General features: G+C 58.0%; 23 protein-coding genes. 12 read left to right on the top strand and 11 right to left on the bottom strand.

Going from position 1 to position 23,504, the window contains the following annotated elements:
- The first annotated feature begins 12 nt into the window (after positions 1–12).
- Positions 13–1,419: a GABA permease gene (gene gabP, locus ACJY2L_RS00515; RefSeq protein ID WP_187485939.1), complete on the top strand. Its 1,407-nt coding sequence runs from the start codon at positions 13–15 to the stop codon at positions 1,417–1,419.
- A 52-nt stretch (positions 1,420–1,471) separates the two neighbouring features.
- On the opposite strand, the gene ACJY2L_RS00510 is transcribed toward gabP, so the two are convergent.
- Entirely contained in the window at positions 1,472–1,942 is a 471-nt protein-coding gene (locus ACJY2L_RS00510) for an RES family NAD+ phosphorylase (protein WP_439212028.1), read from the bottom strand.
- Entirely contained in the window at positions 1,939–2,382 is a 444-nt protein-coding gene (gene parS / locus ACJY2L_RS00505) for a type II RES/Xre toxin-antitoxin system antitoxin (protein WP_439212027.1), read from the bottom strand. The genes ACJY2L_RS00510 and parS overlap by 4 nt, the downstream gene beginning before the upstream one ends.
- Positions 2,383–2,904: 522 nt before the next feature.
- Here parS and ACJY2L_RS00500 point away from each other — a divergent pair.
- Positions 2,905–4,113, top strand: coding sequence for a YcaO-like family protein (locus ACJY2L_RS00500; RefSeq protein ID WP_439212026.1), 1,209 nt, complete (start codon positions 2,905–2,907; stop codon positions 4,111–4,113).
- A 5-nt stretch (positions 4,114–4,118) separates the two neighbouring features.
- Positions 4,119–4,949, top strand: coding sequence for a class I SAM-dependent methyltransferase (locus tag ACJY2L_RS00495; RefSeq protein WP_439212025.1), 831 nt, complete (start codon positions 4,119–4,121; stop codon positions 4,947–4,949).
- Between the two features lie 33 nt (positions 4,950–4,982).
- Here the strand turns inward: ACJY2L_RS00495 and ACJY2L_RS00490 are convergent, their stop codons facing one another.
- Together ACJY2L_RS00490 and ACJY2L_RS00485 are read right to left on the bottom strand one after the other, a co-directional pair.
- On the bottom strand, positions 4,983–5,780 hold the full coding sequence (locus ACJY2L_RS00490; RefSeq protein ID WP_067430508.1) for an SIR2 family protein: 798 nt from the start codon (positions 5,778–5,780) through the stop codon (positions 4,983–4,985).
- Complete coding sequence (locus ACJY2L_RS00485) at positions 5,780–6,337, bottom strand: non-canonical purine NTP pyrophosphatase (RefSeq protein ID WP_439212024.1); 558 nt, start codon at positions 6,335–6,337, stop codon at positions 5,780–5,782. Before ACJY2L_RS00485 ends, ACJY2L_RS00490 begins: the two co-directional genes overlap by 1 nt.
- Positions 6,338–6,646: 309 nt before the next feature.
- Between ACJY2L_RS00485 and hpxO the strand changes: the two genes are divergently transcribed.
- Complete coding sequence (gene hpxO / locus ACJY2L_RS00480) at positions 6,647–7,804, top strand: FAD-dependent urate hydroxylase HpxO (RefSeq protein ID WP_439212646.1); 1,158 nt, start codon at positions 6,647–6,649, stop codon at positions 7,802–7,804.
- 36 nt (positions 7,805–7,840) lie between these two features.
- On the opposite strand, the gene dcp is transcribed toward hpxO, so the two are convergent.
- Genes dcp through guaD form a run of 5 tightly spaced genes read right to left on the bottom strand, consistent with a single transcriptional unit; the run spans position 7,841 to position 15,823 of the window.
- Positions 7,841–9,886 carry a peptidyl-dipeptidase Dcp gene (gene dcp / locus ACJY2L_RS00475; RefSeq protein ID WP_439212023.1) on the bottom strand — a complete coding sequence of 682 codons (2,046 nt, stop codon included), beginning with the start codon at positions 9,884–9,886 and terminating at the stop codon, positions 7,841–7,843.
- 32 nt (positions 9,887–9,918) lie between these two features.
- The gene (gene xdhC, locus ACJY2L_RS00470; protein ID WP_439212021.1) at positions 9,919–10,710 is read right to left on the bottom strand and encodes a xanthine dehydrogenase accessory protein XdhC; all 792 of its coding nucleotides are present in this window, start codon (positions 10,708–10,710) and stop codon (positions 9,919–9,921) included.
- A complete protein-coding gene (gene xdhB, locus ACJY2L_RS00465; RefSeq protein WP_439212019.1) occupies positions 10,697–13,063 on the bottom strand; it encodes a xanthine dehydrogenase molybdopterin binding subunit in 2,367 nt (788 codons plus the stop codon). Before xdhB ends, xdhC begins: the two co-directional genes overlap by 14 nt.
- Positions 13,053–14,495 (bottom strand): xanthine dehydrogenase small subunit, encoded by a 1,443-nt coding sequence (gene xdhA / locus ACJY2L_RS00460; protein WP_439212017.1) that lies wholly within the window; start codon positions 14,493–14,495, stop codon positions 13,053–13,055. The genes xdhB and xdhA overlap by 11 nt, the downstream gene beginning before the upstream one ends.
- Positions 14,492–15,823 (bottom strand): guanine deaminase, encoded by a 1,332-nt coding sequence (guaD, locus tag ACJY2L_RS00455; protein ID WP_439212016.1) that lies wholly within the window; start codon positions 15,821–15,823, stop codon positions 14,492–14,494. Before guaD ends, xdhA begins: the two co-directional genes overlap by 4 nt.
- A 75-nt stretch (positions 15,824–15,898) precedes the next feature.
- On the opposite strand from guaD, the gene ACJY2L_RS00450 reads away from it, so the two are divergent.
- Both ACJY2L_RS00450 and ydfG read left to right on the top strand, forming a co-directional pair.
- On the top strand, positions 15,899–16,168 hold the full coding sequence (locus ACJY2L_RS00450; protein WP_439212015.1) for a hypothetical protein: 270 nt from the start codon (positions 15,899–15,901) through the stop codon (positions 16,166–16,168).
- 27 nt (positions 16,169–16,195) lie between these two features.
- Positions 16,196–16,942: a bifunctional NADP-dependent 3-hydroxy acid dehydrogenase/3-hydroxypropionate dehydrogenase YdfG gene (ydfG, locus tag ACJY2L_RS00445; RefSeq protein ID WP_067430483.1), complete on the top strand. Its 747-nt coding sequence runs from the start codon at positions 16,196–16,198 to the stop codon at positions 16,940–16,942.
- 23 nt (positions 16,943–16,965) lie between these two features.
- On the opposite strand, the gene ACJY2L_RS00440 is transcribed toward ydfG, so the two are convergent.
- Positions 16,966–17,295: a YnfA family protein gene (locus ACJY2L_RS00440; protein WP_067430480.1), complete on the bottom strand. Its 330-nt coding sequence runs from the start codon at positions 17,293–17,295 to the stop codon at positions 16,966–16,968.
- A 123-nt stretch (positions 17,296–17,418) separates the two neighbouring features.
- On the opposite strand from ACJY2L_RS00440, the gene ACJY2L_RS00435 reads away from it, so the two are divergent.
- Together ACJY2L_RS00435 and ACJY2L_RS00430 are read left to right on the top strand one after the other, a co-directional pair.
- On the top strand, positions 17,419–17,751 hold the full coding sequence (locus ACJY2L_RS00435) for a DUF1283 family protein (RefSeq protein WP_439212014.1): 333 nt from the start codon (positions 17,419–17,421) through the stop codon (positions 17,749–17,751).
- Between the two features lie 49 nt (positions 17,752–17,800).
- Positions 17,801–18,094: a DUF1161 domain-containing protein gene (locus tag ACJY2L_RS00430; protein ID WP_067430475.1), complete on the top strand. Its 294-nt coding sequence runs from the start codon at positions 17,801–17,803 to the stop codon at positions 18,092–18,094.
- Positions 18,095–18,163: 69 nt separating this feature from the next.
- Here the strand turns inward: ACJY2L_RS00430 and ACJY2L_RS00425 are convergent, their stop codons facing one another.
- Positions 18,164–19,615 carry an MDR family MFS transporter gene (locus ACJY2L_RS00425; protein ID WP_067430472.1) on the bottom strand — a complete coding sequence of 484 codons (1,452 nt, stop codon included), beginning with the start codon at positions 19,613–19,615 and terminating at the stop codon, positions 18,164–18,166.
- A 415-nt stretch (positions 19,616–20,030) separates the two neighbouring features.
- Here ACJY2L_RS00425 and ACJY2L_RS00420 point away from each other — a divergent pair, with 415 nt between their 5' ends.
- Genes ACJY2L_RS00420 through osmV form a run of 4 tightly spaced genes read left to right on the top strand, consistent with a single transcriptional unit; the run spans position 20,031 to position 23,476 of the window.
- Positions 20,031–20,747: an ABC transporter permease gene (locus ACJY2L_RS00420; RefSeq protein ID WP_067430469.1), complete on the top strand. Its 717-nt coding sequence runs from the start codon at positions 20,031–20,033 to the stop codon at positions 20,745–20,747.
- An 18-nt stretch (positions 20,748–20,765) separates the two neighbouring features.
- A complete protein-coding gene (locus ACJY2L_RS00415) occupies positions 20,766–21,683 on the top strand; it encodes a glycine betaine ABC transporter substrate-binding protein (protein ID WP_419470726.1) in 918 nt (305 codons plus the stop codon).
- 9 nt (positions 21,684–21,692) lie between these two features.
- Positions 21,693–22,340, top strand: coding sequence for an osmoprotectant ABC transporter permease OsmW (gene osmW, locus ACJY2L_RS00410; protein WP_067430466.1), 648 nt, complete (start codon positions 21,693–21,695; stop codon positions 22,338–22,340).
- Complete coding sequence (gene osmV, locus ACJY2L_RS00405) at positions 22,340–23,476, top strand: osmoprotectant ABC transporter ATP-binding protein OsmV (protein ID WP_067430463.1); 1,137 nt, start codon at positions 22,340–22,342, stop codon at positions 23,474–23,476. Before osmW ends, osmV begins: the two co-directional genes overlap by 1 nt.
- Positions 23,477–23,504: the final 28 nt, after the last annotated feature.

The following is a 23,504-nucleotide window of genomic DNA, read 5'->3' as shown; positions in this document are numbered from 1 at the left end:
GGAGGCGTTTCCATGACACCCATACAGACCAATGATGATGTTCTGGCCCAAGGCCTGAAACCGCGCCACGTGCGCATGCTCTCAATCGCTGGCGTGATTGGCGCTGGCCTGTTTGTCGGTTCCGGCCACGCGATTTCTGAAGCGGGCCCGGCGGTGCTGATCGCCTATGCTGCTGCCGGTGCCCTGGTGGTGTTGATTATGCGCATGCTGGCGGAAATGGCGGTGGCCTCGCCCGATTCCGGCTCTTTCTCAACCTATGCAGATAAGGCGCTGGGCCGCTGGGCAGGCTTTACCATCGGCTGGCTTTACTGGTGGTTTTGGGTGCTGGTGATCCCGCTGGAAGCCAACGCCGCGGGCACTATTTTGCACGCCTGGTTTCCGCAGGTCGCCATCTGGCAGTTCACTTTCGCCATCACACTTATTCTTACCGTGACCAATCTGTTGAGTGTGAAAAATTATGGCGAGTTTGAATTCTGGTTTGCGCTGATCAAAATAGTGGCGATTATCGCCTTCCTGTGTGCGGCCGGTATTGCGGTGTTTGGGTTTATGCCGAACAGCACCACCAGCGGGCTGGCACACCTGTATGATACGCACGGCTTTATGCCCAACGGGCTGGGCGCGGTGATGGCCGCCATCCTGACCACCATGTTCTCATTTATGGGGACCGAAATTGTCACCATCGCCGCCGCTGAATCGAAGAATCCGGGCAAGCAGATCACCCAGGCAACTAACTCGGTGATCTGGCGTATCGCCCTGTTCTACCTGTTGTCGATTTTCTTCGTGGTGGCGCTGGTGCCGTGGAATTCGCCCGGACTGGTGCAACAGGGTTCCTATCAGACCGTGCTGCAGGCGATGGGCATTCCGCATGCGAAACTGATTGTTGATGCGGTGGTCTTGATGGCGGTGTGCAGCTGTCTCAACTCGGCGCTCTATACCTCATCGCGCATGCTCTACTCGCTGTCGCGCCGCAAGGATGCGCCTGCCGCCGCTTCGCGCACCAATCGTAGCGGCACGCCGTGGGTGGCGGTGCTACTCTCCACCGCCGCCGCCTTTATCGCGGTGATAGCCAACTATCTGGCGCCCAGCGTGGTGTTTGAGTTTCTGCTGGCCAGCTCAGGCGCTATCGCGCTGCTGGTTTACCTGGTAATCGCCGCTTCGCATCTGGTGTTACGCAAAAAACGGGAAAAGGCGGGCGACGTGCTGACCTACCGTATGTGGCTGTTTCCCGGCCTGACCTGGCTGACCATGCTGTTTATTGTCACCGTTCTGGTCGTGATGCTGTTCAATGCCCAGCATCGGGTTGAACTGCTGGCGACCGGCGGCCTGACGCTGCTGATTATTGCCACCAGCCTGGTGCTGCACCGTAAAAGCCACAGGGAGAGAAGCGTGAAGCTGGTTCGCGCGCACACTTCCCGCTAACCCTCTCAGCCTGTGGCAAGTGTGCCGCAGGCTGTCTGGCTGACGCGAACCATCAGGAATGCGCCGTACCAAAGCGTGAATCAAACATAAACGGAATATGGCTGGCGCGGCTGACCAGCTCCATAAAGGCGGGATGATCCGGATTAAGCAAAAAGTTATGTTCCACCGGCGACAGTGCGCTGGGTATGCGCAGCGCCACCGACTCGCCGCTACTGATCCAGGCATCACCAATCTCACGCAGCGCCGCCGGGGCTTCGGCCGCCCGCCAGTTTTCCGGTAACTGCGTCACATCAATCCACTGAATCAGCTCACCGGGCACCTCAACACAAAGCAAGGTATAGGCATCCAGCGTGGCGGCACTTTGTAAATGCACCAGGATTTCCAGCATGGTCAGCGATGCGGTTTCCGACGCATAGACCATCGACACGCCCACGTTATTCCATCGCCCGCCGCCTTCCCTGGCACCGTAACCGCTCCAGGCAGAACTCAGATAGCGCGTTTTGGTCAGGCGGTACAACTTCACGAATAGACACCGTGCTCAAGCCGGGTAATCAGCTTCAGTACCTCATAGGCGCCGGTTTCCGATGAAACCAGGTCGGCAGGCTTTTTGTTATCAAGCGCCCTTGCTGGCTCATTCAGCCACTGCTGCGCCTTGTGTTTATCGCCTTCAAACAGCTCAACGGCGCGATCCATCACGCGAATAAAGCGCACCAGGCGCTCGCTCTGCTCGGCGGTAAAGCGATCTTTCATGCCGCGGTTAAAGGTGGTGGCAGGAATGCCGGTCACGTGACGCAAATCGGCTTGGGTCATCAGCGCCCACGAAATAATACGGGTGGCCACCGCGCCTTCCAGCCCGCGATCGATCTGCCCCATTAGCATCACGCCGTCAGCGCTGTTCAGCCCGGCAACCTGCCAGAGGCGTTCTGGCGAGTGATGCCGTGCAGGTAAGGTAAACTTTTTCACAGAAACCTCCATTTGGTATTTTGATTATAACCTTATGGTTGACTTTAACAAGCGGCGCGCGCGAAGCGGGGAAATAAATAATCGGTAATTAATAAAAAAGTGCATCTATCTCACAGGTAATGACTATTTATTCTATTCAGTACAGTGCAGCATTAAATATAAATATAGAAAAATTAATTGTTATATAAAATATAAATAAACTCTCGAGGTGGTTATTACTTTATTGTGATCTGGATCCTGGGTTTACTATTAAATACGACGTCACGTTACGCTTTATTATATTCTGCTGTTGCTGGCACAATGATGTGGCGGCATTGAATAGATAGATGGAGAATTATCATGGGCTATATGAACTGTATGTATACAAATGATTATGAAGAAAACGAAGTGGTTTCTGAAGAAAAAACCACGGAAGGCGTAATTGAATCGAAATTGTCGCAAGACGAGATCGACGCAATTAACGCATAAGCAGTAAAAAAAGCGGCATAGTTTATGCCGCTTTTTTTGACAGGGAGGTGAGTAATGAATGCCATTATCGAAAGAAAAGTGTCTCTGAAAATTGCCGAAAATAAAATAGATGATTATTTCCGCCGGAATAATATCGCTGTAGATATTGAACGCTTCGGCACGCCCTTATCCAGCACGGTAGCCACCCTGAATTTTACCGGCACGGCAGAAGCGCCATGCGTCGGCTGCGGCAAAGGCTATGAACAGGAAGCGCAGGTCGGCGCAAAGTTTGAAGCCTGGGAACATCATCAGGGATTAATTTGTTTACGTAAACATCGCGCGCTGGCGCCCTTTTCTGCCGTCATTAATCAGCCTTATATGCGCGACTTTCTGCCATTAAAAATAATAAGCAGCGGACAGCCAACCACCCTTTCCGTTATTCCTTTTTCGCCGCCAGACGGTTATGAGCATCGCGGCTCGCTGTTATGGCCGTCGTTTTTAATTGATTATAATTATGTGAAGAAGCGTTCCGCTGGCGATGATGCCGATTATCGCTCGGCTCGCCGTTATTCCTGCGGCACCGGTTTTGCTGCGGGCGTGGGTTATACCGAAGCCGCTATTCATGCTATCAGCGAAGTTATTGAGCGGCATTGCGTAGGCACTTTTCTGGCGAGGGTATTCTTCCACCAGCTGCCTTATCAGCTTATTGAAATTGAACCGGACTCGTTACCTGAGGATCTCTTTTCCACTCTGCGCGATGCGGAAGCCTGCCTTGAGAGCGCGGTCAGGGTATTTAATATCAGTCAGCCTGGTTTACCCACGGTCTGTATTGCCAGCTGCCCTGCGCGCCCGCTCTCCGGCGTGCATGTGTTTGGCGCCGGGTGTTCCATCTATCCGAGCCATGCCGCCGCACGCGCCATCAAAGAGCTGGTGCAGCAGCATGCCATTGAGAAAGGCGTACCTTTCGTACAGAACGAGTGGCGGCGACACTATCGTCATCTGGAAAAATACCCGAAGCTGCTGCGCTGTCTGGTGGCGGATATTCGCGACAAGATCGTCACCCGCCGTCCGCTGCCCGCCGATCCCGATCGGCTTTCACTGGAAGGTCAGCTCTCCCTGTTGATTACGCTGTGTGACAAACAGGATCTGCCGGTGTGGGTGAAAGCCATTGAGGACGATCCGGCAGGCATCAGCATCGCCTGCGCCGTGATGCCCGCCATGGAGCGATTCTCTATTGTCTCTCTGGGCAATTACGTGATTCCTACCCAATGCTACGGGGAGTAAACGCCATGGCTTTCTATAAGGAGCTGCTGGTTGCCCCGGCGCAGCAGCACAATCTTTTCCTGGTCAGAAATAAACATCAGCATCTGCTCGGCCTGCGCCAGCGGCTGCATGCACAGAGCCGTTACAGCATTCTGGAAAAGGCGATGCTCAAGGGCGAACTGATTCACTGCGAAGAGCAGGCGGCGCAGTTGCGCTGCGTGGTTCGCGTACCGGACGATGCGACGTGGCGCGACGGGCTTTTTCACGGCGACGATATTCACTTTCCCTGGCCGCCACGAGACGCCAGCGGAGGAGAGTTTGTCTGCCCGGAGAGCTACTGGAATTGCCAGGCGGCGACGCCACAGCGGCTGAACGATCAGGAGGCACATTTTCGTGCGCACACCCTGGAGCAGCTCAAAACCCTCGTGACTCCCGGCTGCCGGATTTACGATCCCGCCTGCTCCACCGGTGAATTCATCAGTTCGCTACAGCACCATTTTCCGCAGAGCCGCTGCATCGCCTCTGACCGTTCCGCGGCGATGGTGGCCGAGACACGGCGCACTATTCCAGATGCGGTGGTTGGCGATGTGATGACGTTGCCGCATGCGCAGCCTTACGACATTGTGATTTGCCGTTTTATCAATCATGAGGTGATGTCGAGCCTGGCGGCGCAACAGGTGCTACGCCGGATGGTGGAGATCGTCAGCGAAACCGGCCAGATCATTCTCTTTGGTCATACGCCGGTTGCCTGTGACGTGCCCGATTTTTGCCACCAGCAGGGATTGCAGCTGTTGGGCACCGTCGGGCGCAGCAGCCAACCCGACGGTGTGTTTCAATATTATCGGCTGGCAAGGTAGCCTCGACGACTGGCCTGCAAATGGATGCGGGCCTTAACGGTCGATCAGCTCGGTGAGAAAGTCCTTCAGCGCCTTACGCGGGTCATCCTCTTCGGAGACGATCATCTCGATGCCCCACTGTCCCAGTACTTCCTGGGCAACCGGGTTATTGCGGTTGGTAAACAGATAAGATTTAGGCCGCGCGGTGGCAAGACCGGTGCGGCCCCACATCTTGGTTAAACGATAAAACAGCAGGCGAATGTTAAAATCGCTGATGCTGTAGCCGATAAACAGCACCGAATTGCCCATAACGTCGTGGGTCAGCTTGATATCCAGCGGCGAGTCAAAATAGAGCCGCTCGAAGTAACTGCTTTCATCGAGCACAATAGAGGTATCGTCGTCGAAATCACCATGCAGTTTGATGATATGGCGCTTCTCTTCGGTGAGCGATACCAGATCCGCCGCGTTGGCCACCTTGCTGTAGGGCACGTTGTGCGCATCATGCGCCACTTCCAGCCAGCGATCGTAGTTGGTGGTGTAGATGCGTGAAAAATCACCCTGAGTAATCAGCGTATGAATTTCCGATGACCGCACATCGATATCGGGGCGATGCCATTCCCGGTCCATCCAGCTGCGCAGCGGACCCAGTGAACCTTTTACCTGCTTATAGTATTCCGCCAGTGACAGATGATTGCCGTAGGAGTTAAAGATTTGCGGATCGTAGCCCAGCTCTTTCGCCAGATGAGCAATCAACTCATGCCATTCCGGCAGCCCAAGGTTGCGGGAAAGGCCGGCACCGGCAAAAAGAATCAGCTTGCCGGAGTTGTAGGCCCTTTTCAGTTCAGGTTTCATCAGATTCCCCGCGTGCGTTTTAAATGCGTCGCCAGCTTATTGAGTGCCAGCCGACGCATGGAAATTTCGTGCTTGTGTTCGCCCATCTCGGCAAAGGTTTGTGAATAGCCGTCGGGAATAAAAACGCAGTCCCACTGAAAACCATCACTGCCCGCCGGACGCGAGGCGATGGTGCCGCGCACCTGTCCTTCGAACAGCGTCATTTTCCGCCCGTCACAGTAGCCGAGCAGGGTTTTGGCCGTCACGCAGTTGGTATCCAGTCCCTGCACCAGCGAGACGAAGCGTTCCGCCTCCAGCCGGTTCCAGAAGATGCGCGTCAGCCCGGCCGGCAAACCGTTCAGGCCATCAAGATAGAGGCCGGTATGCTCAACAAACAGCGGGCGGCCAATGATTGAGAACGCCTTGGTGAGTTTATCGCGCACCAGCTCCACTTCATTTTCGGTCTGAATCTCGGCAATCTTGCGCGCCACCGGCATAACGTCAACGCCAACCGGCTCGAGGATTTTACGCACCTCAAGCAGCTTCTGTTCATTCGCTGATAAAAATCTGATTTTCATGTGATGTCCATTCAGTAAACGCGGCCACGCCCATAGTGTAGCCTGGCTAACCGCCACAATCGCAAGGTCATTGCAGGTGATGAAACTTTCGGTTCACGACGAAGAAAACCTCAATATTGATTATTGCGTTATACGCACAGATGGTTTTTTCGTTTCATTGCAGCGCGCTTTTACGGTGCATTGCACCCTGTCCGGGCGCTGAAATCCCCCTGATTTTCTGCGCTCGCCCGCTAAAACCGCGGCGCCAGCGGCTGTGCGGCGTTGGTACAAAAGTTGCAGCGCTAAAGCAAAATGTCACAGGAGAACATGATGAAAGCGATAATTATTGGTGGCGGAATCGGCGGAGCCTGCGCCGCCATCGCGTTACAGCGATCAGGAATTAGCACGGAAGTTTATGAAGCGGTAAAAGTGATAAAACCGGTAGGCGCGGCGATTTCAATCTGGCCCAACGGCGTAAAGTGCCTGAATGCGCTGGGCATGGCGGCGCCGCTGCGTGCGCTGGCAGGCAACATGGCCTCAATGGCCTATCGCGATCATCTTTACGGCAGCGAACTGACCCGGTTCAGCATGGCACCGCTGGTGGACGCGGTGGGTGAACGTCCCTGCCCGGTTGCCCGCGCAGAACTGCAGGCGATGCTGCTCGACACTTACGGTCGCGAGCACGTGCAGTTTGGTAAACGCGTCGCCCGCGTGGCGCAGGATGCGCACGGCGTAACCGCCTGGTTTGAGGATGGCAGTTCGGCAACCGGCGATCTGCTGATCGCCGCCGACGGCACCCATTCCGTGGTGCGCGCTGAGGTGCTGGGCTACCCGACGCCGCGCCGCTATGCCGGTTACGTTAACTGGAACGGCCTGGTGACCATCGATGAGCAGATTGCCCCGGCGGATCAATGGACCACCTTTGTAGGCGAAGGCAAACGCGTCTCCCTGATGCCGGTCAGCGGCAATCGCTTCTACTTCTTTTTCGATGTGCCGCTACCGAAAGGCCTGGCGGAAGATCGCGATTCACTGCGCGCCGATTTGTCGCGTTATTTCAGCGGCTGGGCAGAGCCGGTGCAACGGCTGATTGCGCAGATCGATCCCAATACCACCAACCGGGTTGAGATTCACGATATCGAACCCTTTAGCCAGCTGGTCAGTGGCCGCATTGCACTGCTGGGCGACGCAGCGCACAGCACCACGCCGGATATCGGTCAGGGTGGCTGCGCCGCTATGGAAGATGCCATCGTGCTGGCCCACTGCCTGCAAAATCAGGCGGCCAGCGTGGCGCAGCGGCTGGAGCACTATCAGGAGCAGCGAGTCGGACGAGTGAAAGATCTGGTGCTGAAGGCACGCAAGCGCTGTGATATCACCCATGGGAAAGATCCGCTGCAAACGCAGGCGTGGTATCAGTCGCTGGCGCGGGAAACCGGGGAACACGTGCTGGCGGGAATGATTGAAACCATCAACGGTGGGCCACTGAACTAGAAAATAAGCAGGGCGACATGGCGTCGCCCTGCCCGATTACGCCTCGCTCAGGCCGCGATTCTTCAGCATCGGGCCAATCTCAGCCGCTTTGCCGCGCCAGCGCTCATAGACCACGGCCAGGTCAGCGCTGTTGCCACGTGACAGCACCATCCGCCGGAAGCGATCGCCATTCTCACGCGTCAGCTCGCCATGCTCACGGAACCACATGAAACCATCATCGGCCAGCATCTGTGTCCAGAGATAGGCGTAATAGCCTGCGGCATAGCCACCGCCCCAGATATGCTGAAAATAGCTGGAGCGGTAGCGCGGCGGCACCTCTGCCAGCAGGATATGGTCAGCGCTCAGCGACTGCTGCTCAAACGCAGTCACTGAATCGGGCGTCTGACCCACCGCGAGCGAATGCCAGTGCTGATCGAGCAGCGCCGCGGCCAGCAGTTCGGTCATGTCGTAGCCCTTATTGAAACGTTCGGCGTTGATGACTTTGTCATGCAGCGCCGATGGCATCACCTCGCCGCTCTGATAATGGCGGGCAAAATGCCGGAACACCTCGGGGTTGCTGGCCCAGTGCTCGTTGAGCTGCGACGGAAATTCGACAAAGTCGCGCGGCGTGGCGGTGCCGGAGAGGCTCGGATAGCGCTGGCTGGCGAACATCCCATGCAGCGCATGACCAAACTCATGAAACAGCGTGATCACCTCATCCCAGCTCAGCAACACCGGCTCGCCTGCCGGTGGCTTGTTGATATTACTGACGTTGTAGATTACCGGCTGGCTGCCCAGCAGCGTGGACTGATCAACAAAGTTGCCCATCCAGGCACCGCCGCCTTTGTTATCGCGCTTAAACAGGTCGGTGTAAAACAGCGCCAGCGGCGCGCCGTCGGTATCAAAAATGTCATACACCTTGACGTCTGGATGATAGACCGGCAGATCGTGGCGCTGCTGCAGGCGAATACCGTAGAGCTGATGCGCGGCGTAGAACACGCCGTTTTGCATCACATTTTCCAGTTCGAAGTAAGGCCGAATTTCGCTTTCATCGAGGTCATATTTCGCCTTACGCACCTGCGCGGCGTAAAAATTCCAGTCCCAGGCGGCCAGCTTGAAGGGCTGCGGTTGTGCGTCGATCACCGCCTGAATATCTGCCGCTTCACGACGGGCGCGCGCGGTGGCCGCCGGAACGATGTTGCGCATAAATTCCAGCGCGGCCGCCGGGGTTTTCGCCATCTGATCCTGCAACTTCCACTCTGCGTAGCTGCCGTAGCCGAGCAGCGCGGCCTGCTTCGCCCGCACCTGCGCCAGGCGGATCAGCGTCTGCTGCGTATCGTTATCATCGCCCTTTTCTGCCCGATGCCATGCCGCGGTAAACAGCGCTTCACGGGTATCACGGCGCGACAGCGACTGTAACAGCGGCTGCTGGGTGGTGTTTTGCAGCGCCAATAGCCACTGACCGTGCAGCCCTTTAGCCGTTGCGGCTTCGGCAGCGGCGGCCAGTTCTGAAGGGCTGAGACTCGCCAGCATCGCGGCATCGTTTACCGTCAGTCCGCCGGCCTTGGTGGCCGCCAGCAGGCGATTACCAAAACGGGTGCTCAGGGTAGCAGCTTCCTGATTCAGCGCTTTAAGTTCGGTTTTTTGCTGCTCACTCAGCGACGCACCGGCCAGCTGAAACGCGCGCCACACCACCTCGGTCAGCCGCAGCGATTCCGGATCGAGCGCCAGCTGATGGCGCTGCTGATAAACGCTGTCGAGCCGGGCAAATAGCTTGCTGTTGAGCATGATCTCATCATCCAGCGCCGCCAGCTCCGGTGAAATCGTTTCATCAATCTCCTGCAACGCCGGGCTGGTATTGGCCGAGGTCATGGCGCTGAACACCGCGTTTACCCGATTCAACAGTGCGCCGCTGCGCTCCAGTGCTTCAAAGGTGTTGCTGAAGCTGGCTGGCTCTTTCCAGTCGGCGATGGCGTTGACCTGGCGGCGCTTTTCAGCGATGCCCGCGCGTAGCGCTGGCAGATAGTGCTGCTCTTCAATGCGATCGAATGGCGGTGCCTGCATCGGCAACGAGGATGGCTGGCTGAAGGGATTCTCTGACATGGTAAAGGCTCCTCAGGATAGATAGTGCCAGCTTAGGCGCTCCTTTCTGATGACGCAACGGCCTGATAATGACTGATAATCTCTGCCGCTACCGCCACGGCGATTTCCGCCGGTAGTTTGCCGGTCACCGCAGGCAAACCAATCGGACAGCGCATGGTCGCCAGCTGCTGTTCGCTGAAGCCTTTGCCCTGCAGGCGATAGACAAAGCGGTCACGTTTTGTCTGCGAACCGATAACACCAAACCAGCGAAAATCACCGCGGCGTAAAATCGCCTCACACAACGCCAGATCGCGCTGATGGTCGTGGGTCATGATAATAAAGTAGCTGTCCGGCGCCGCCTCCAGCACCGCATCCAGCGGATCCTCCAGCTGACAGCAGCTTACGCCCTCAGGCGCTGCGCCAAAAAGATTGTCACGCTCATCAATCCAGCGGATGTGACAGGGTAACGTTGCCAGCACCCTGACCAGTGCCTGGCCGACATGCCCGGCACCAAACAGCAGGATCTGCGGCTGGGGTTGCAACAACGGCTCAAACAGAATGGTCGTCATGCCGCCGCAGCACTGCCCCAGCCGCGCGCCGAGTGAAAAGGTTTCGCTGTGCACGGCGGTCTGTTTCGCGGTCAGCATGCGACGCGCCATGGCGATGCACTCATACTCCAGGTGGCCGCCGCCGATGGTCTGAAAACAGCCGCTGGCGGTGACAATCATCTTGCTACCGCTGTCGCGCGGCACCGAGCCGCGTTCGCTCAGCACGGTGATCAACACACAGGGCGTGCGCTGCTGGCGAAGCTGATGCAGCGTGGCGATCCAGTCATGAAAAATCATCAACACCTGCCCGTAAACGCTGCGCCGCCCAGAAAACCCGCTCCGGCGTGGCCGGCGCGTCGATGTGCGGATGCTGCTGATAATCGGCGACGCTGGCTACCGCATCCTGCAGCGCGCACCAAGCGGCAATGCCCAGCATAAACGGCGGCTCGCCCACCGCTTTGGAATGGAACACGGTATCTTTGGGGTTTTTACGGTTCTCCACCAGCGTCACCCGCAGATCTGCCGGCACATCGCTGATGGCTGGGATCTTGTAGCCCATCGGACCGTCGGTCAGCAGCCGTCCCTGTTCGCTCCACACCAGCTCTTCGCTGGTCAGCCAGCCTGCGCCCTGAATAAAGCCGCCTTCCACCTGACCAATATCGATGGCCGGATTCAGCGAGGCGCCAACGTCGTGAAGGATGTCGGCGCGCAGCAGACGATACTCGCCGGTCAGCGTGTCGATGATCACCTCGCAGCAGGCCGCACCGTAAGAAAAGTAGTAGAACGGCTCACCGCGTCCGGCCTGACGATCGTAATGCACGCCCGGCACGCGGTAATAACCGGTGGCCGAGAGCGGCACCTGATTGAGCCACGCCATTTGCGCCACGTCCGGGAAGGTAAAGTGCTGTTCGCCGACGCGCACGATGCCGTTGCTGAAGCTCACCTGCTCTGCGCCGCAGTGGTAAAGAGTGCAGAGCATGTTGGTCAGGCGCTGACGCAGAATTTCCGCGGCATTTTGCGCCGCTTTGCCGTTGAGATCGGTACCGCTGGAGGCCGCCGTAGGCGACGTGTTGGGCACTTTACCGGTATCGGTGGCGGTGATTTGAATCTGATCGACGTCGATTTGCAGCACTTCCGCCACAATCTGCGCCACCTTGGTGTTCAGACCCTGGCCCATCTCGGTGCCGCCGTGGTTAAGCTGTACCGTGCCGTCGGTATAAATCAGGATCAGCGCACCGGCCTGATTGAGAAAGCTGGAGGTAAAGGAGATACCAAACTTCACCGGCGTCAGCGCCAGGCCGCGCTTCAGCAACGGGCTGGCGGCATTGAACGCGCGGATTGCCGCCCGCCGCGCGGTGTAATCCGCGCTGAGCTCCAGCTGTTCGGTCATCTCATCCAGCAGGTTATCCTGCACGCGCTGATGATAATGGGTGATGTTGCGATCCTGCTTGCCATAATAGTTACGCTTGCGCAGGGTCAGCGGATCGAGGCCGCGTTCGCGGGCGATGCGATCCATGATTTGTTCAATCGCCACCATGCCCTGCGGGCCGCCAAAGCCGCGGTAGGCGGTATTCGAGGCGGTATTGGTGCGGCAACGGTAACCGGTGATCAACGCATCGCCAAGGTAATAGGCGTTGTCCGCGTGGAACATTGCCCGATCGACAATCGAGCCCGAGAGATCCAGTGAATAGCCGCAGTTGGCCGCCAGATCGATTTTCACACCGCACAACACTCCCGCGTCGTCGAAGCCCACGTCATAGCGCACAAAGAACGGATGACGTTTGCCGGTGATCTGCATGTCGTCGCGCCGTGAAAGCCGCATTTTCGCGGGTCGGCCGGTAAGTCGCGCCGCCAGCGCACAGAGGCAGGCCACGCCCGCTGCCTGCGTCTCTTTACCACCGAAGCCGCCGCCCATGCGCCGCATATCGATAGTGACGTTATTCATGCTGATGCCCATCACCGACGCCACCAGCTTCTGCACTTCGGTGGGGTTTTGCGTGGAGGAAAAGACCTGTAGTGTGCGATCTTCGCCGGGGATCACCAGCGCCACCTGGGTTTCAAGGTAGAAGTGCTCCTGACCGCCGATATGAAAAGATCCCTGAATGCGGTGCGGTGCGCGCGTCAGGGCGGCATCGGCATCGCCGCGCTGGTGCACGTGTGGCTGCTGGACAAAATCACCGGCGGCCAGCGCCGCTTCCACATCCAGCACTGGCGTCAGCGGCGCATACTCAATAATCGCTGCCTCAGCGGCCTGACGCGCGGCGGCGGGTGAATCGGCGGCGACCACCAGCACAATCTGTCCGGCGTACTCCACCTTCTCTTTGGCCATCAGCGGATCACCCGGTTCCAGCGGGCCGATATCCAGCTCGCCCGGCACATCCTGCCAGGTAAGCACACGCGCCACGCCCGGCACCGCATAACAGGGTGCGGTGTCGATCTGCACAATGCGTGCATGAGCATGTTCGCTCAGCCGCGGACACAGGTGCAGCTGATTGGGAAACTCCAGCCGGTCGTCAATAAACTGCGCCTCGCCGGTGACGTGTTTAGCGGCACTTTCATGGTGATTGCTGCGGCCGACGCCGCTTTGGATGCCTGCCTGATACTGCCGGGCGATCACCTCTTCTGCCTGCCGGGGACGATTATGAGACATAGCGCGATACCTCTGTGATCTGCAGCTCACCGCTGAGCTGGTGGAAATAACGGCGCAGCAGGTTTTTTGCCACCTGCAAACGGTAATCGGCGCTGGCACGGAAATCGCTCAGCGGCTGAAAATCTTCAGCCAGCGCCCGACAGGCCTGGCTCAGCGTTTGCGGCGTCAGCGGCTGTCCATTGAGCGCCGCTTCGCAGGCCAGCGCCCGGGCGGGTACTGCGGCCATGCCGCCAAACGCCACGCGCGCACCGGCAATCACGCCGTCTTCCATCCGCAGGGAAAAGGCGGCAAACACCGCTGAGATATCATCTTCCAGCCGTTTTGATACCTTCCAGGCGGTAAAATTAGGTGACGCTGTCACATTTTCCACTACCACCGCGCGGATAAACTCGCCTGGCTGGAGCTGTGTCTGGCGATAGCCGGTAAAGAAATCCGCCAGCGGCAGCGTACGCTGTTGCTGGCCACACTGCAGCAGCAGCACAGCATCCAGCGCCAGTAGCATCGGGGCACAGTCGCCGATCGGTGAGGCGTTGGCGATATTGCCGCCCAGCGTGCCCTGATTGCGCACCTGTAATGAAGCAAAGCGCTGCAGGATGGCGGCAAACGGCGGCAGATGCTGCTGCATGAACGGCGTTATGGCATTAAGCGTGGCGCCCGCGCCCAGCGTAAGCCGGTTGCCGTCACGACGGCATTCCGCCAGCTCGCTGACCTGCGCCAGCGCAATCAGCAGCGGAATTAGCCGGTAGCGCTGCGTGATGTGCAGCGTGAGATCGGTGCCACCGGCCAGCAGCGTCGCCTGTGGATGGGCCTGATAAAGCGTGGCCAGCTGATCAAGGGTTTTCGGCAGCAGGCAGCGATGGCCAGCCAGCGCAATCTCCTGTACCGCATCGCTGTGTAGCGCCATCAGCCGCTGAGCGACCTGCTGCTGCTGCGCGCTGAAGCGATCGGTCTGCGGTGTCTGACAGGCCTGTTCTGCCGCCGCCATGATTGGCCGATAGCCGGTACAGCGGCACAGATTGCCCGCCAGCGCCAGTTCCGCCTGATGGCGATCCCAGCCTGCGCTATTTTTTTGCAGGGTAAACAGCGACATCACAAAACCAGGCGTACAGAATCCGCACTGCGAGCCGTGGCATTCAACCATCGCCTGCTGCACGCTGTGCAGCGCATCGCCCTCGCGCAGATCTTCCACCGTCAGCAACTGGGTGCCGTTCAGGCTGCTCATCAGCGTCATGCAGCTGTTAACGGTTTCATACTGCATCTTGCCCTGTCGGACCTTGCCCAGCGTGACCGTGCAGGCGCCGCAATCGCCGGTGGCGCACCCCTCTTTGGTGCCGCAGCGCCGTTGCGTCTGACGCAGATAGTTCAGCACGGTCATATTGGGATCGATCGCCTCTTCGGTAATCAGCGTCTGGTTAAGCAAAAACTGAATCATGCTGCATTCTCCTTCTCTTCACGCCGCCACGCCGATTTGCCGTTGACCCAGGTTTGCGCAATGTTGCGATCGTCGCCGAGCGTCATCAGCACAAACAGCTGCTGCCAGATATCGGTGCTGTTGTGCATGCGCAGCTGCTGCAGCGGCGACACCGCCGGATCCAGCACCACGAAATCGGCCTCTTTACCCGGGGTGAAGTTGCCCAGCAGATGATCGAGATCCAGCGCCCGGGCGCCGCCGAGCGTGGCGTGGTAAAACGCTTCGCAGGCGCTGAGACGGTATTGCTGCAGCTGCGATACTTTGTAGGCTTCGCCCAGCGTTTGCAGCAGATTAAACGTAGTACCCGCGCCGATATCGGTGCCGATGCCAATCTTCACCTTCTCCTGCCAGCTGCGTTGCAGGTTAAACAGCCCGCTGCCAAGAAACAGGTTGGAGGTCGGGCAAAAGGCGATGGCGGAATCGGTATGATGCAGACAGCGCCACTCTTGCTCTTCAAGATGCAGGCCGTGGGCAAACACGCTGCGTTTGCCGGTCAGCTGATAATGGTGGTAAACGTCCAGATAGCTGGCGTGCTCCGGAAACAGCGCTTTTACCCAGGCGACCTCCTGTGGGTTTTCGCTGAGGTGGGTATGCAGCCAGGCGTCGGGAAACTCCTCGCGTAGCCGTTGTACCTGCTCCAGCAGCGCCGGTGACGAGGTCGGCGCAAAGCGCGGCGTCAGCGCATAGCCCAGGCGACCGCGGTTGTGCCAGCGTTGCAGCAGCGCCCGGCTCTGTTGATAGCTCTGCTCCGGGGTTTCCAGCAGCGCGGCGGGCGCGTTGCGATCCATCATCACCTTGCCAGCGATCAGCCGCATCTCCCGCTGCTCCGCCGCGCTGAACAGCGCCTCAACCGATTCCGGATGCACGGTGCCAAACACCAGCGCGGTGGTGGTGCCGTTGCTGAGCAACTGCTGCAAAAAGAAGTCAGACATTGCCGCCGCATGCTGCGGGCAGTGATATTGGCTCTCTACCGGAAAAGTGTACTGCTCCAGCCACTGCAGCAGCTGTTCGCCATAGGCCGCTACCATTTCGGTCTGCGGATAGTGAATGTGGCAATCGATAAAGCCTGGCACAATCAGCTTGCCGCGGTAGTCGAGACGCTCACAGCCCGGCGGCAAGCGCGAGACGCCCTCCTGCCAGCTGCTGAGCCGGACAATTTTGCCCTGCTCAATCACCAGCAGACCATCTTCCAGATAGCGTGCATTGTTGGCCAGCGTTTCCGGGCAATCGGTAACGGCGGTGATATCAAAAAAACTGCCGCGTAAGGCGGTAACGTGATGTGCGGACATAACAATTCCTGAATTAGCGAGCCTGGCTCACGCTGTTGATGAGCAGACGTTGCAAGCCCTGTGCCAGAGGAAGAAATGATTTTCATCGATTTCAACAAGTTATCTCAGTCTGGCAAAGCCCGGGCAGGAATACCTGGCAACCGAATGCGCAATCGGTTGCTAACGCTGGCAACCGTTTGCCTGCAAAATTATCGGTTTTACCGGCAGAAACAGGCCGGTTTTCGGGTTAACCCGCGCTGCCCCATTGCGGCGCAGTACTGCACCAGAAAAGTGCCTGACAGGCGATTTTCAGCAAATAAGGCGCAACGCTATTCAGCTTCGCCATCAGGTGCTAAGGTAATTTGAGTCGAAAATCCGTTGAGGAACAGTGAGATGATTATTTTTGTTACCGGTGCCACCGCCGGTTTTGGTCAAAGTATCACCCGCCGCTTTATTGAAACGGGTCATAAAGTTATCGCTACCGGCCGTCGTGCTGAACGTTTACAGGCGCTGCAGGCGGAATATGGCGATAACCTGCTGCCGCTGCAGCTGGACGTGCGCAATCGCGCGGATATCGAACAGGCGATCGCCTCGCTGCCAGCGGAATGGCGTGATATTGACGTGCTGGTGAACAATGCCGGCCTGGCGCTGGGCATTGAACCGGCGCAAAAGGCCAGCGTCGAAGACTGGGAAAACATGATCGATACCAATAATAAAGGTCTGGTGTACATGACCCATGCGGTGCTGCCCGCAATGGTGGCGCGTAACATCGGGCACATTATCAATATTGGTTCGGTTGCCGGTAACTGGCCTTACGCTGGCGGCAATGTTTATGGTGCTACCAAGGCGTTTGTGCGTCAGTTCAGCCTCAATTTACGCACCGACCTGCACGGCACCGCCCTGCGCGTTACCAATATTGAGCCAGGTCTGGTAGGCGGCACCGAGTTTTCCAACGTGCGTTTCAAGGGCGACGACAACAAAGCGGGCCAGGTCTATGCCGACACCACCGCGCTGTCGCCGGAAGATGTGACCGACGCGGTGTTCTGGGTGGCCACGCTGCCAGCGCATGTCAATATTAACAGCCTGGAGATGATGCCGGTAAGCCAGACCACCGCCGGTCTGAAGATCAATAAAGGCTAATGTCCCGCCTGAGGAGTCGCTCCTCAGGCTTTTCCCCAGCCCGCCACGATAATCAACATGCCGCACAGCGCCACCAGCGCGCCGGTCCAGTCAAACAGCGTCAGCCTGACGCCATCCACCACGCGCAACCACAGCAGTGCGGTCAGCACATAAACCCCGCCGTACGCCGCATAAACCCGTCCGCTGGCTGCCGGATGCAGCGTTAGCAGCCAGACAAACAATGCCAGGCTGAGCGTCGCCGGTAACAGCAGCCAGATGCTGCCGCCTTTACGCAGCCACAGCCACGGCAGAAAGCAGCCGATAATTTCCGCCAGTGCGGTGATAAAAAACAGCAAAGTGGTTTTGATAAACATCAACGTCGGCTCTCAGGATCGCAAACAGGCGGCTGCCCGCTGGTGAGGAAATAAGCGGCGATGATATACTAAAGTGGTTGCTGTCTACAGCGCGCCATACGGCGATAACCCGAGGGATCTGCTATGAAATTTATCCGTTTTTCTTCATCCATTCTCTGCGCCGTGGCGCTGATGCTGGCGCTGCCCGCCGCGCAGGCGAAGACGGACCGCCTGATTATCGAAAATGGCAACAGCGCCGTGGGCAATGAAAGTGCCCGCCAGAGCAAAGAAGTGTTCAACGATACGCGCATGCTGCGTAAAAAAGTGTTCAGCCGCGAAGAGAAAGAGTTCGATAAAGCCGATCGCGCCTTTGATACCCGCGACTCCTGCGAAACCAGCTATAACCTGAACGCCTACTGGGAACCGAATACGCTGCGCTGTCTGGATCGCCGCACCGGCCGTCCGGTACTGCCGTAAGCCCAGCTGCTGCTATAGTTAAGCTGGGTTCATTAAAAAGGAAGAGTAAATGAAAAAAGTGCTGTGGTGTGTGACTGCCGTGGTTGCTGCCCTGCCGATGCTGGCACAGGCCTCCTGCGAAACGGTGAAAGCGGATATTTCTCAGAAAATCGTTGCCAACGGCCTGCCGGAGTCGGCATTTACGCTGGAGATCGTGCCAAACGATCAGGCAAATCAAACCGCTGGCCAGGTCGTCGGGCATTGTGAAAACGACAGTCAGAAAATCGTCTACCAGAAAAATGGCGGCGATGACGCCCGCGTACCTGCCAATGCGGGCAGCGCGCAGGATGCCCCTTCACCCTGATTTTTGCCGTGCGGCCGCATCATCGATGCGGCTTTCTTCTTTTATTCACTCTCTCCCACACCGATCGGCTTAATCAGGCCGCGCTTTTGGCATTCTGCGCGCCACCCACAGGCTGGTAAACGCAATTAACAGGGCTGCCACAAATACCCAGTGCAGCGATCGGGCAATCTCACTCACCAGATGCGCCAGGCTATCGCTGGAAAGCGTGTGCCGTTCATCGGACATCAGCAGCTGTACTGGCTCGTGGCTATCCGGCAGACGGTGCATCAAATTCCAGTTCAGTACCGCGCCCATCAGTGCCGTGCCCAGTGCCGAACCGAGCAGGCGGCTGAACATGATCGAGGCGGTGCAGATGCCGCGGATCTGATAGTCGGCGCTGTTCTGCACGGAAATCAAAAAGGTGGTGCTGGTCATGCCCATGCCGGTGCCAACCACAAAGGCTGACAGCCCTGCCTGCCAGATGGGGCTCTGCGCGTGTAGCAACAACAGCATGGCGCTGCCCGCAACCAGCAGCAAAGCGCCAAGCTGCGCGGTAAACCGGTAGGAGGTGCGCAGCATCAGGTGGCCGCTCAATGTACTGGCCAGCGGCCAGCCAATTGACATCATCGCCAGCGCGCTGCCCGCCTGCAGCGGCGAACCGTTATTAATACCCTGAATCCACGTCGGCAAAAAGGCGCTGATGCCCATCATTGAGGCGCCCAGGATAATGTTGCCCATATTGCCCGCGATGATCACCTTGTTACGCCAGATCGCCAGCGGAAACAGTGGATTCGCCGCCCGCCGCTCATGGCGCTGCAAAAAGTAGCCCGCGACCAGCGCCAGCAGCAAAAACGCCAGCAGCCAGTAGCCGAGCATTTCGCCCTGCAGCAGCGCAATCAGCAGCGCGCTGATACAGATCGCCAGCCAGCCGCTGCCAGTAAGATTGAGCCGCTCACGCGCCGCGGTGGGATGCGCCGGTAACCAGCGCGCCAGCATCAGCATTGCCACAATGCCGATCGGCACGTTGACCCAGAATACCGCAGCCCAGTGGAAATGTTGTACCAGCCAGGCCCCGGTCAGCGGCCCGACGATGGCGGCCACGCCCCAGACGCTGGAGAGCCAGCCCTGGATGCCTGCCCGTTCGCGCGGCGAATAAATGTCAGCCACGATGGTGGACGTGAGCGGCATAATGGCGCCAGCGCCCAGTCCCTGAATCGCCCGAAACAGCACCAGCCACACCATGCCGTGCGCAAACCCACATAATACCGATCCCAGTAAAAACAGGCTGATGCCGGTAAATAATACCGATTTCCGTCCCCAAAGATCCGCCAGCCGGCCATAGATCGGCACGCTGATCGCCTGCGTCAGCAGGTAAACGGAAAACACCCAGCCGAAATAGCTGAAGCCGCCCAGCGAAGCAATAATGGTCGGCATCGCGGTGGCAATAATGGTCACCTCAATGGCCGCCATAAACATCGCTAACATGCAGGCGATGAGGATCAGTGGGCGGCGACGCGGCGGTGAAAAAGCGGTATCGGTCATAAGTTCCCTGTTGTTTTTTCCTTAAGGCTGGCGCAACGCGCCGCGGCGAGGACGGTTTTATCTGCTAAACCGGTGAATAACGCGCAAGTTGTGACGTTGTCACCAAGGCGGTACGTTTTTATCGCTACGTCCAGAATAGCCAGTTTTGACGCGGGCTACGCCGGTTTTTTGTCATTTCTGACGTCATGAAATAGTTACGCAAAAGTAGCAACCTGCGCGTACCGCTGCTATAGATAACCAGGACTTTTCCGGCACTCGAATGAAATTTGCTGCGAAGTCATGAGTTTAGCAAATGTAGCGACAGACGTTATGCCTTATGACCGCTTCTGCCCGTTTGTCGCCACGTCATCATAACAAGGGCTGATGCTTCTCTCCCGGAAGCGATGCCCAACCTGTACCAGGGAGAATATCTATCATGCACAGTGCTTCACTGGGTCGGCGCGCGCTGCTGGCCGTGCTGGCTGTCGTTGTTATTATCGCGCTGGTGGTCTGGGGCCTCGGCCTGGATACGCTCAGGGCGCGCCAGGTCGATCTGATTTATCTCGGTAAGCAGCACATGTTCCTGGTGTTCTGGTCGATGCTGTTTGCCCTGCTGGTCGGCATTCCCAGCGGCATTCTGCTGAGCCGCCCGTTTGCCCGTCGCTGGGCAGAATATGTCATGCAGATCTTTAATGTCGGCAACACCCTGCCACCGCTGGCGGTGCTGGCGCTGGCTATGGTGGCAATTGGCATCGGCGATCGGCCGGCGATCATTGCGTTGTTTCTTGCGTCGCTGCTGCCGATCGTGCGCAACACCTATGCCGGACTCTGCGCCGTGCCGCCCTCGCTGCTTGAGGCAGCAAACGGCATCGGCATGACCAAAGCGCAGCGTCTGCGCCAGGTTGAGCTGCCCAACGCGCTGCCGGTGATCCTTTCCGGCGTGCGGGTCGCCACCGCCATCAACGTCGGTACCGCGCCGCTGGCCTTTTTGATCGGCGCCAGCAGCTACGGCGAACTGATTTTTCCCGGCATCTACCTGAACGACTTTCCGACGCTGATCCTTGGCGCGGTGGCCACGGCGCTGTTCGCCCTGATCCTCGATATGCTGCTGGCGGGTTTAGGCCGCTGGTTAAGCCCCCACACTGCCGCCTGAACCGGCCCTGGAGAAATGATGAAGATGTTTTCTACCTGGCTACGCGGTACAGCACTGGCGCTGAGCGCCACGCTGGCCATGAGCACCGTGGCGCACGCCGCCACGCCCATTGTGATGGCAACCAAGAGCTTTACCGAGCAGCACATTCTTTCCGCGCTGAGCGTGCTTTACCTGGAGAAAAAAGGCTTTCAGGTGGTGCCAAAAACCAATCTCGCCACCACCATCAGCCGCAACGCCATGCTCAATAAGCAGATCGACATGATGTGGGAATACACCGGGACCTCGCTGATCATTTTCAACCACATCAAAAAGCCGATGACCACCGAAGAAGCCTACGACACGGTGAAAAAGCTGGACGCGAAGCTGGGCCTGATCTGGCTGAATCCAGCGCCGATGAACAACACCTACGCCTTTGCCATGAAGCGTGAGCGGGCAGAGAAAGAGCACATCAGCACCCTGTCGCAGCTGGCGGCGAAGATTGAGCAGGTGCGCCAACAGGATCCCGACCACAACTGGATGCTCGGGCTCGACTTAGAGTTTGCAGGCCGTTCTGACGGGCTGAAGCCGCTACAGCAGACCTACAACATGCCGCTGGATCGTCCGCAGATCAGACAGATGGATCCGGGGCTGGTTTATGATGCCATTCGTGAAGGTTTTGTCGATGCCGGACTGGTTTACACCACCGATGGCCGGGTAAAGGGATTTGATTTACGGGTGTTGAAAGATGACAAGCAGTTCTTTCCTGGTTACAACGTCACGCCGGTGTTACGCCAGGATGTGCTTGATGCGCATCCAGGGCTGGCAGAGGCGCTGAACACGCTGACGCCGTTCATCACCGATGACGCGATTACCGAGATGAACAAGCGCGTCGATATCGATCATCAATCTCCTCAGCAGGTCGCACGCGACTTCCTGAAATCCAAGAACCTGCTTTAAGGAGGCACCGTGGATACCCTGCATTATATTGTTGATAACTGGCCCTATTTGCTGACGCTGAGCGTACAGCATCTCTGGCTGGTGGGTCTGGCGGTGGGCTGCGCCATTCTGGTGGGCGTGCCGCTGGGCGTGCTGATCGTGCGCTTCAAATGGCTGGCGACGCCGGTGCTCGGCATCGCCACCATCGTGCTGACCATCCCGTCTATCGCCCTGTTTGGCCTGATGATTCCGCTGTTTTCATTAATTGGCCAGGGCATTGGCGTGCTGCCAGCGATTACCGCCGTGTTTCTCTATTCGCTGCTGCCCATCGTGCGTAATACCCACACTGCACTGGAAAACATCCCGCCGGGCCTGCGTGAAGCGGGTCGCGGCATCGGCATGACCTTCTGGCAGCGCCTGCGCTGGGTGGAAATTCCGATGGCGCTGCCGGTGATTTTTGGCGGCATTCGCACCGCCGTAGTGATGAACGTTGGCGTGATGGCGATCGCCGCAGTGATTGGCGCCGGTGGCCTCGGCCTGCTGCTGCTGGACGGCATCAGCGGCAGTGATATTCGTATGTTGATTGCTGGTGCGCTGATGATCTGTCTGCTGGCTATTATTCTTGACTGGCTGCTGCACCGCCTGCAGCTGGCGCTGACTCCCCGGGGAATTCGATAATGATTACGCTGGAAAACCTGACGAAAACCTTTACCCAGAAAAACGGCACCGCGATAAATGCGGTGGATAATGTCAGCCTGAACGTGCCGGAAGGCGAAATGTGCGTGCTGCTCGGCCCATCCGGCTGCGGCAAAAGCACCACGCTGAAAATGATCAACCGCCTGATCCCCGCCAGCAGCGGCCGGATCCTGATCAACGGTGAAGATACCAGCACCCAGGACACGGTGACGCTGCGGCGCAACATCGGCTACGTCATTCAGCAGATAGGCCTGTTTCCCAACATGACCATCGAAGAGAACATCACCGTGGTGCCGCGCATGCTGGGCTGGGATAAAAAGCGCTGTCACGCCCGCGCCACCGAACTGATGAGCATGGTCGCGCTGGAGCCAAAAACCTTCCTGCACCGCTATCCGCGTGAAATGTCCGGCGGTCAGCAGCAGCGCATCGGCGTTATCCGTGCGCTGGCGGCGGACCCGCCAGTGCTGCTGATGGATGAGCCCTTTGGCGCCGTTGACCCGATCAACCGCGAAGTGATTCAGAATGAGTTTCTCGATATGCAGCGCCAGTTAAAGAAAACGGTGATGCTGGTGAGCCACGACATCGATGAGGCGCTGAAGCTGGGCGACCGCATCGCAGTGTTTGGTCAGGGCAAAATTGTGCAGTGCGCCAGCCCGGATGAGCTTTTAGCCAAACCGGCCAATGAATTTGTTGGATCCTTTGTCGGTCAGGATCGCACCCTGAAACGCCTGTTGCTGGTGCAGGCTGGCGACGTTACCGATCAACAGCCGACCATTACCGTGCGCCGAACCACGCCGCTGGCCGACGCCTTTGGCATGATGGATGAGAATGATATGCGCTCGATCACCGTGGTGGACAACGACGGTAAGCCGCTGGGCTTTGTGAAGCGTCGCGAGGCGCGTGGGGTCAGCGGCAACTGTGAGGATCGTCTGCATCACTTCAGCGTGACCGGCAAAGCGGAGGAGAACCTGCGCGTGGTGCTGTCCAAATTGTATGAGCACAATCTGGTGTGGATGCCGATTGTTGACGAAGAGGGTCGCTATAGCGGAGAAATCTCGCAGGATTACATTGCCGATTATCTCAGCTCCGGACGCACGCGACGTAAGCTGAACCCGTAAACGAGAAGGCTGGCCAATGCGCCAGCCT

Source organism: Duffyella sp. Ts4 (assembly GCF_051851875.1).
Taxonomy (GTDB): Bacteria; Pseudomonadota; Gammaproteobacteria; order Enterobacterales; family Enterobacteriaceae; genus Duffyella; species Duffyella gerundensis.
The sequence above is the reverse complement of the archived record's forward strand: the minus strand, read 5'-3'. Positions and strand labels throughout refer to the sequence as shown.

Bases quoted from the DNA above. Each gene is read 5' to 3' on its own strand.
- gabP (WP_187485939.1), top strand. From the start codon at position 13: ATGACACCCATACAGACCAATGATGATGTTCTGGCCCAAGGCCTGAAA.
- ACJY2L_RS00500 (WP_439212026.1), top strand. From the start codon at position 2,905: ATGAATGCCATTATCGAAAGAAAAGTGTCTCTGAAAATTGCCGAAAAT.
- ACJY2L_RS00495 (WP_439212025.1), top strand. From the start codon at position 4,119: ATGGCTTTCTATAAGGAGCTGCTGGTTGCCCCGGCGCAGCAGCACAAT.
- ACJY2L_RS00490 (WP_067430508.1), bottom strand. From the start codon at position 5,780: ATGAAACCTGAACTGAAAAGGGCCTACAACTCCGGCAAGCTGATTCTT.
- ACJY2L_RS00485 (WP_439212024.1), bottom strand. From the start codon at position 6,337: ATGAAAATCAGATTTTTATCAGCGAATGAACAGAAGCTGCTTGAGGTG.
- hpxO (WP_439212646.1), top strand. From the start codon at position 6,647: ATGAAAGCGATAATTATTGGTGGCGGAATCGGCGGAGCCTGCGCCGCC.
- dcp (WP_439212023.1), bottom strand. From the start codon at position 9,886: ATGTCAGAGAATCCCTTCAGCCAGCCATCCTCGTTGCCGATGCAGGCA.
- xdhC (WP_439212021.1), bottom strand. From the start codon at position 10,710: ATGATTTTTCATGACTGGATCGCCACGCTGCATCAGCTTCGCCAGCAG.
- xdhB (WP_439212019.1), bottom strand. From the start codon at position 13,063: ATGTCTCATAATCGTCCCCGGCAGGCAGAAGAGGTGATCGCCCGGCAG.
- xdhA (WP_439212017.1), bottom strand. From the start codon at position 14,495: ATGATTCAGTTTTTGCTTAACCAGACGCTGATTACCGAAGAGGCGATC.
- guaD (WP_439212016.1), bottom strand. From the start codon at position 15,823: ATGTCCGCACATCACGTTACCGCCTTACGCGGCAGTTTTTTTGATATC.
- ACJY2L_RS00450 (WP_439212015.1), top strand. From the start codon at position 15,899: ATGATTTTCATCGATTTCAACAAGTTATCTCAGTCTGGCAAAGCCCGG.
- ydfG (WP_067430483.1), top strand. From the start codon at position 16,196: ATGATTATTTTTGTTACCGGTGCCACCGCCGGTTTTGGTCAAAGTATC.
- ACJY2L_RS00440 (WP_067430480.1), bottom strand. From the start codon at position 17,295: ATGTTTATCAAAACCACTTTGCTGTTTTTTATCACCGCACTGGCGGAA.
- ACJY2L_RS00435 (WP_439212014.1), top strand. From the start codon at position 17,419: ATGAAATTTATCCGTTTTTCTTCATCCATTCTCTGCGCCGTGGCGCTG.
- ACJY2L_RS00430 (WP_067430475.1), top strand. From the start codon at position 17,801: ATGAAAAAAGTGCTGTGGTGTGTGACTGCCGTGGTTGCTGCCCTGCCG.
- ACJY2L_RS00425 (WP_067430472.1), bottom strand. From the start codon at position 19,615: ATGACCGATACCGCTTTTTCACCGCCGCGTCGCCGCCCACTGATCCTC.
- ACJY2L_RS00420 (WP_067430469.1), top strand. From the start codon at position 20,031: ATGCACAGTGCTTCACTGGGTCGGCGCGCGCTGCTGGCCGTGCTGGCT.
- ACJY2L_RS00415 (WP_419470726.1), top strand. From the start codon at position 20,766: ATGAAGATGTTTTCTACCTGGCTACGCGGTACAGCACTGGCGCTGAGC.
- osmV (WP_067430463.1), top strand. From the start codon at position 22,340: ATGATTACGCTGGAAAACCTGACGAAAACCTTTACCCAGAAAAACGGC.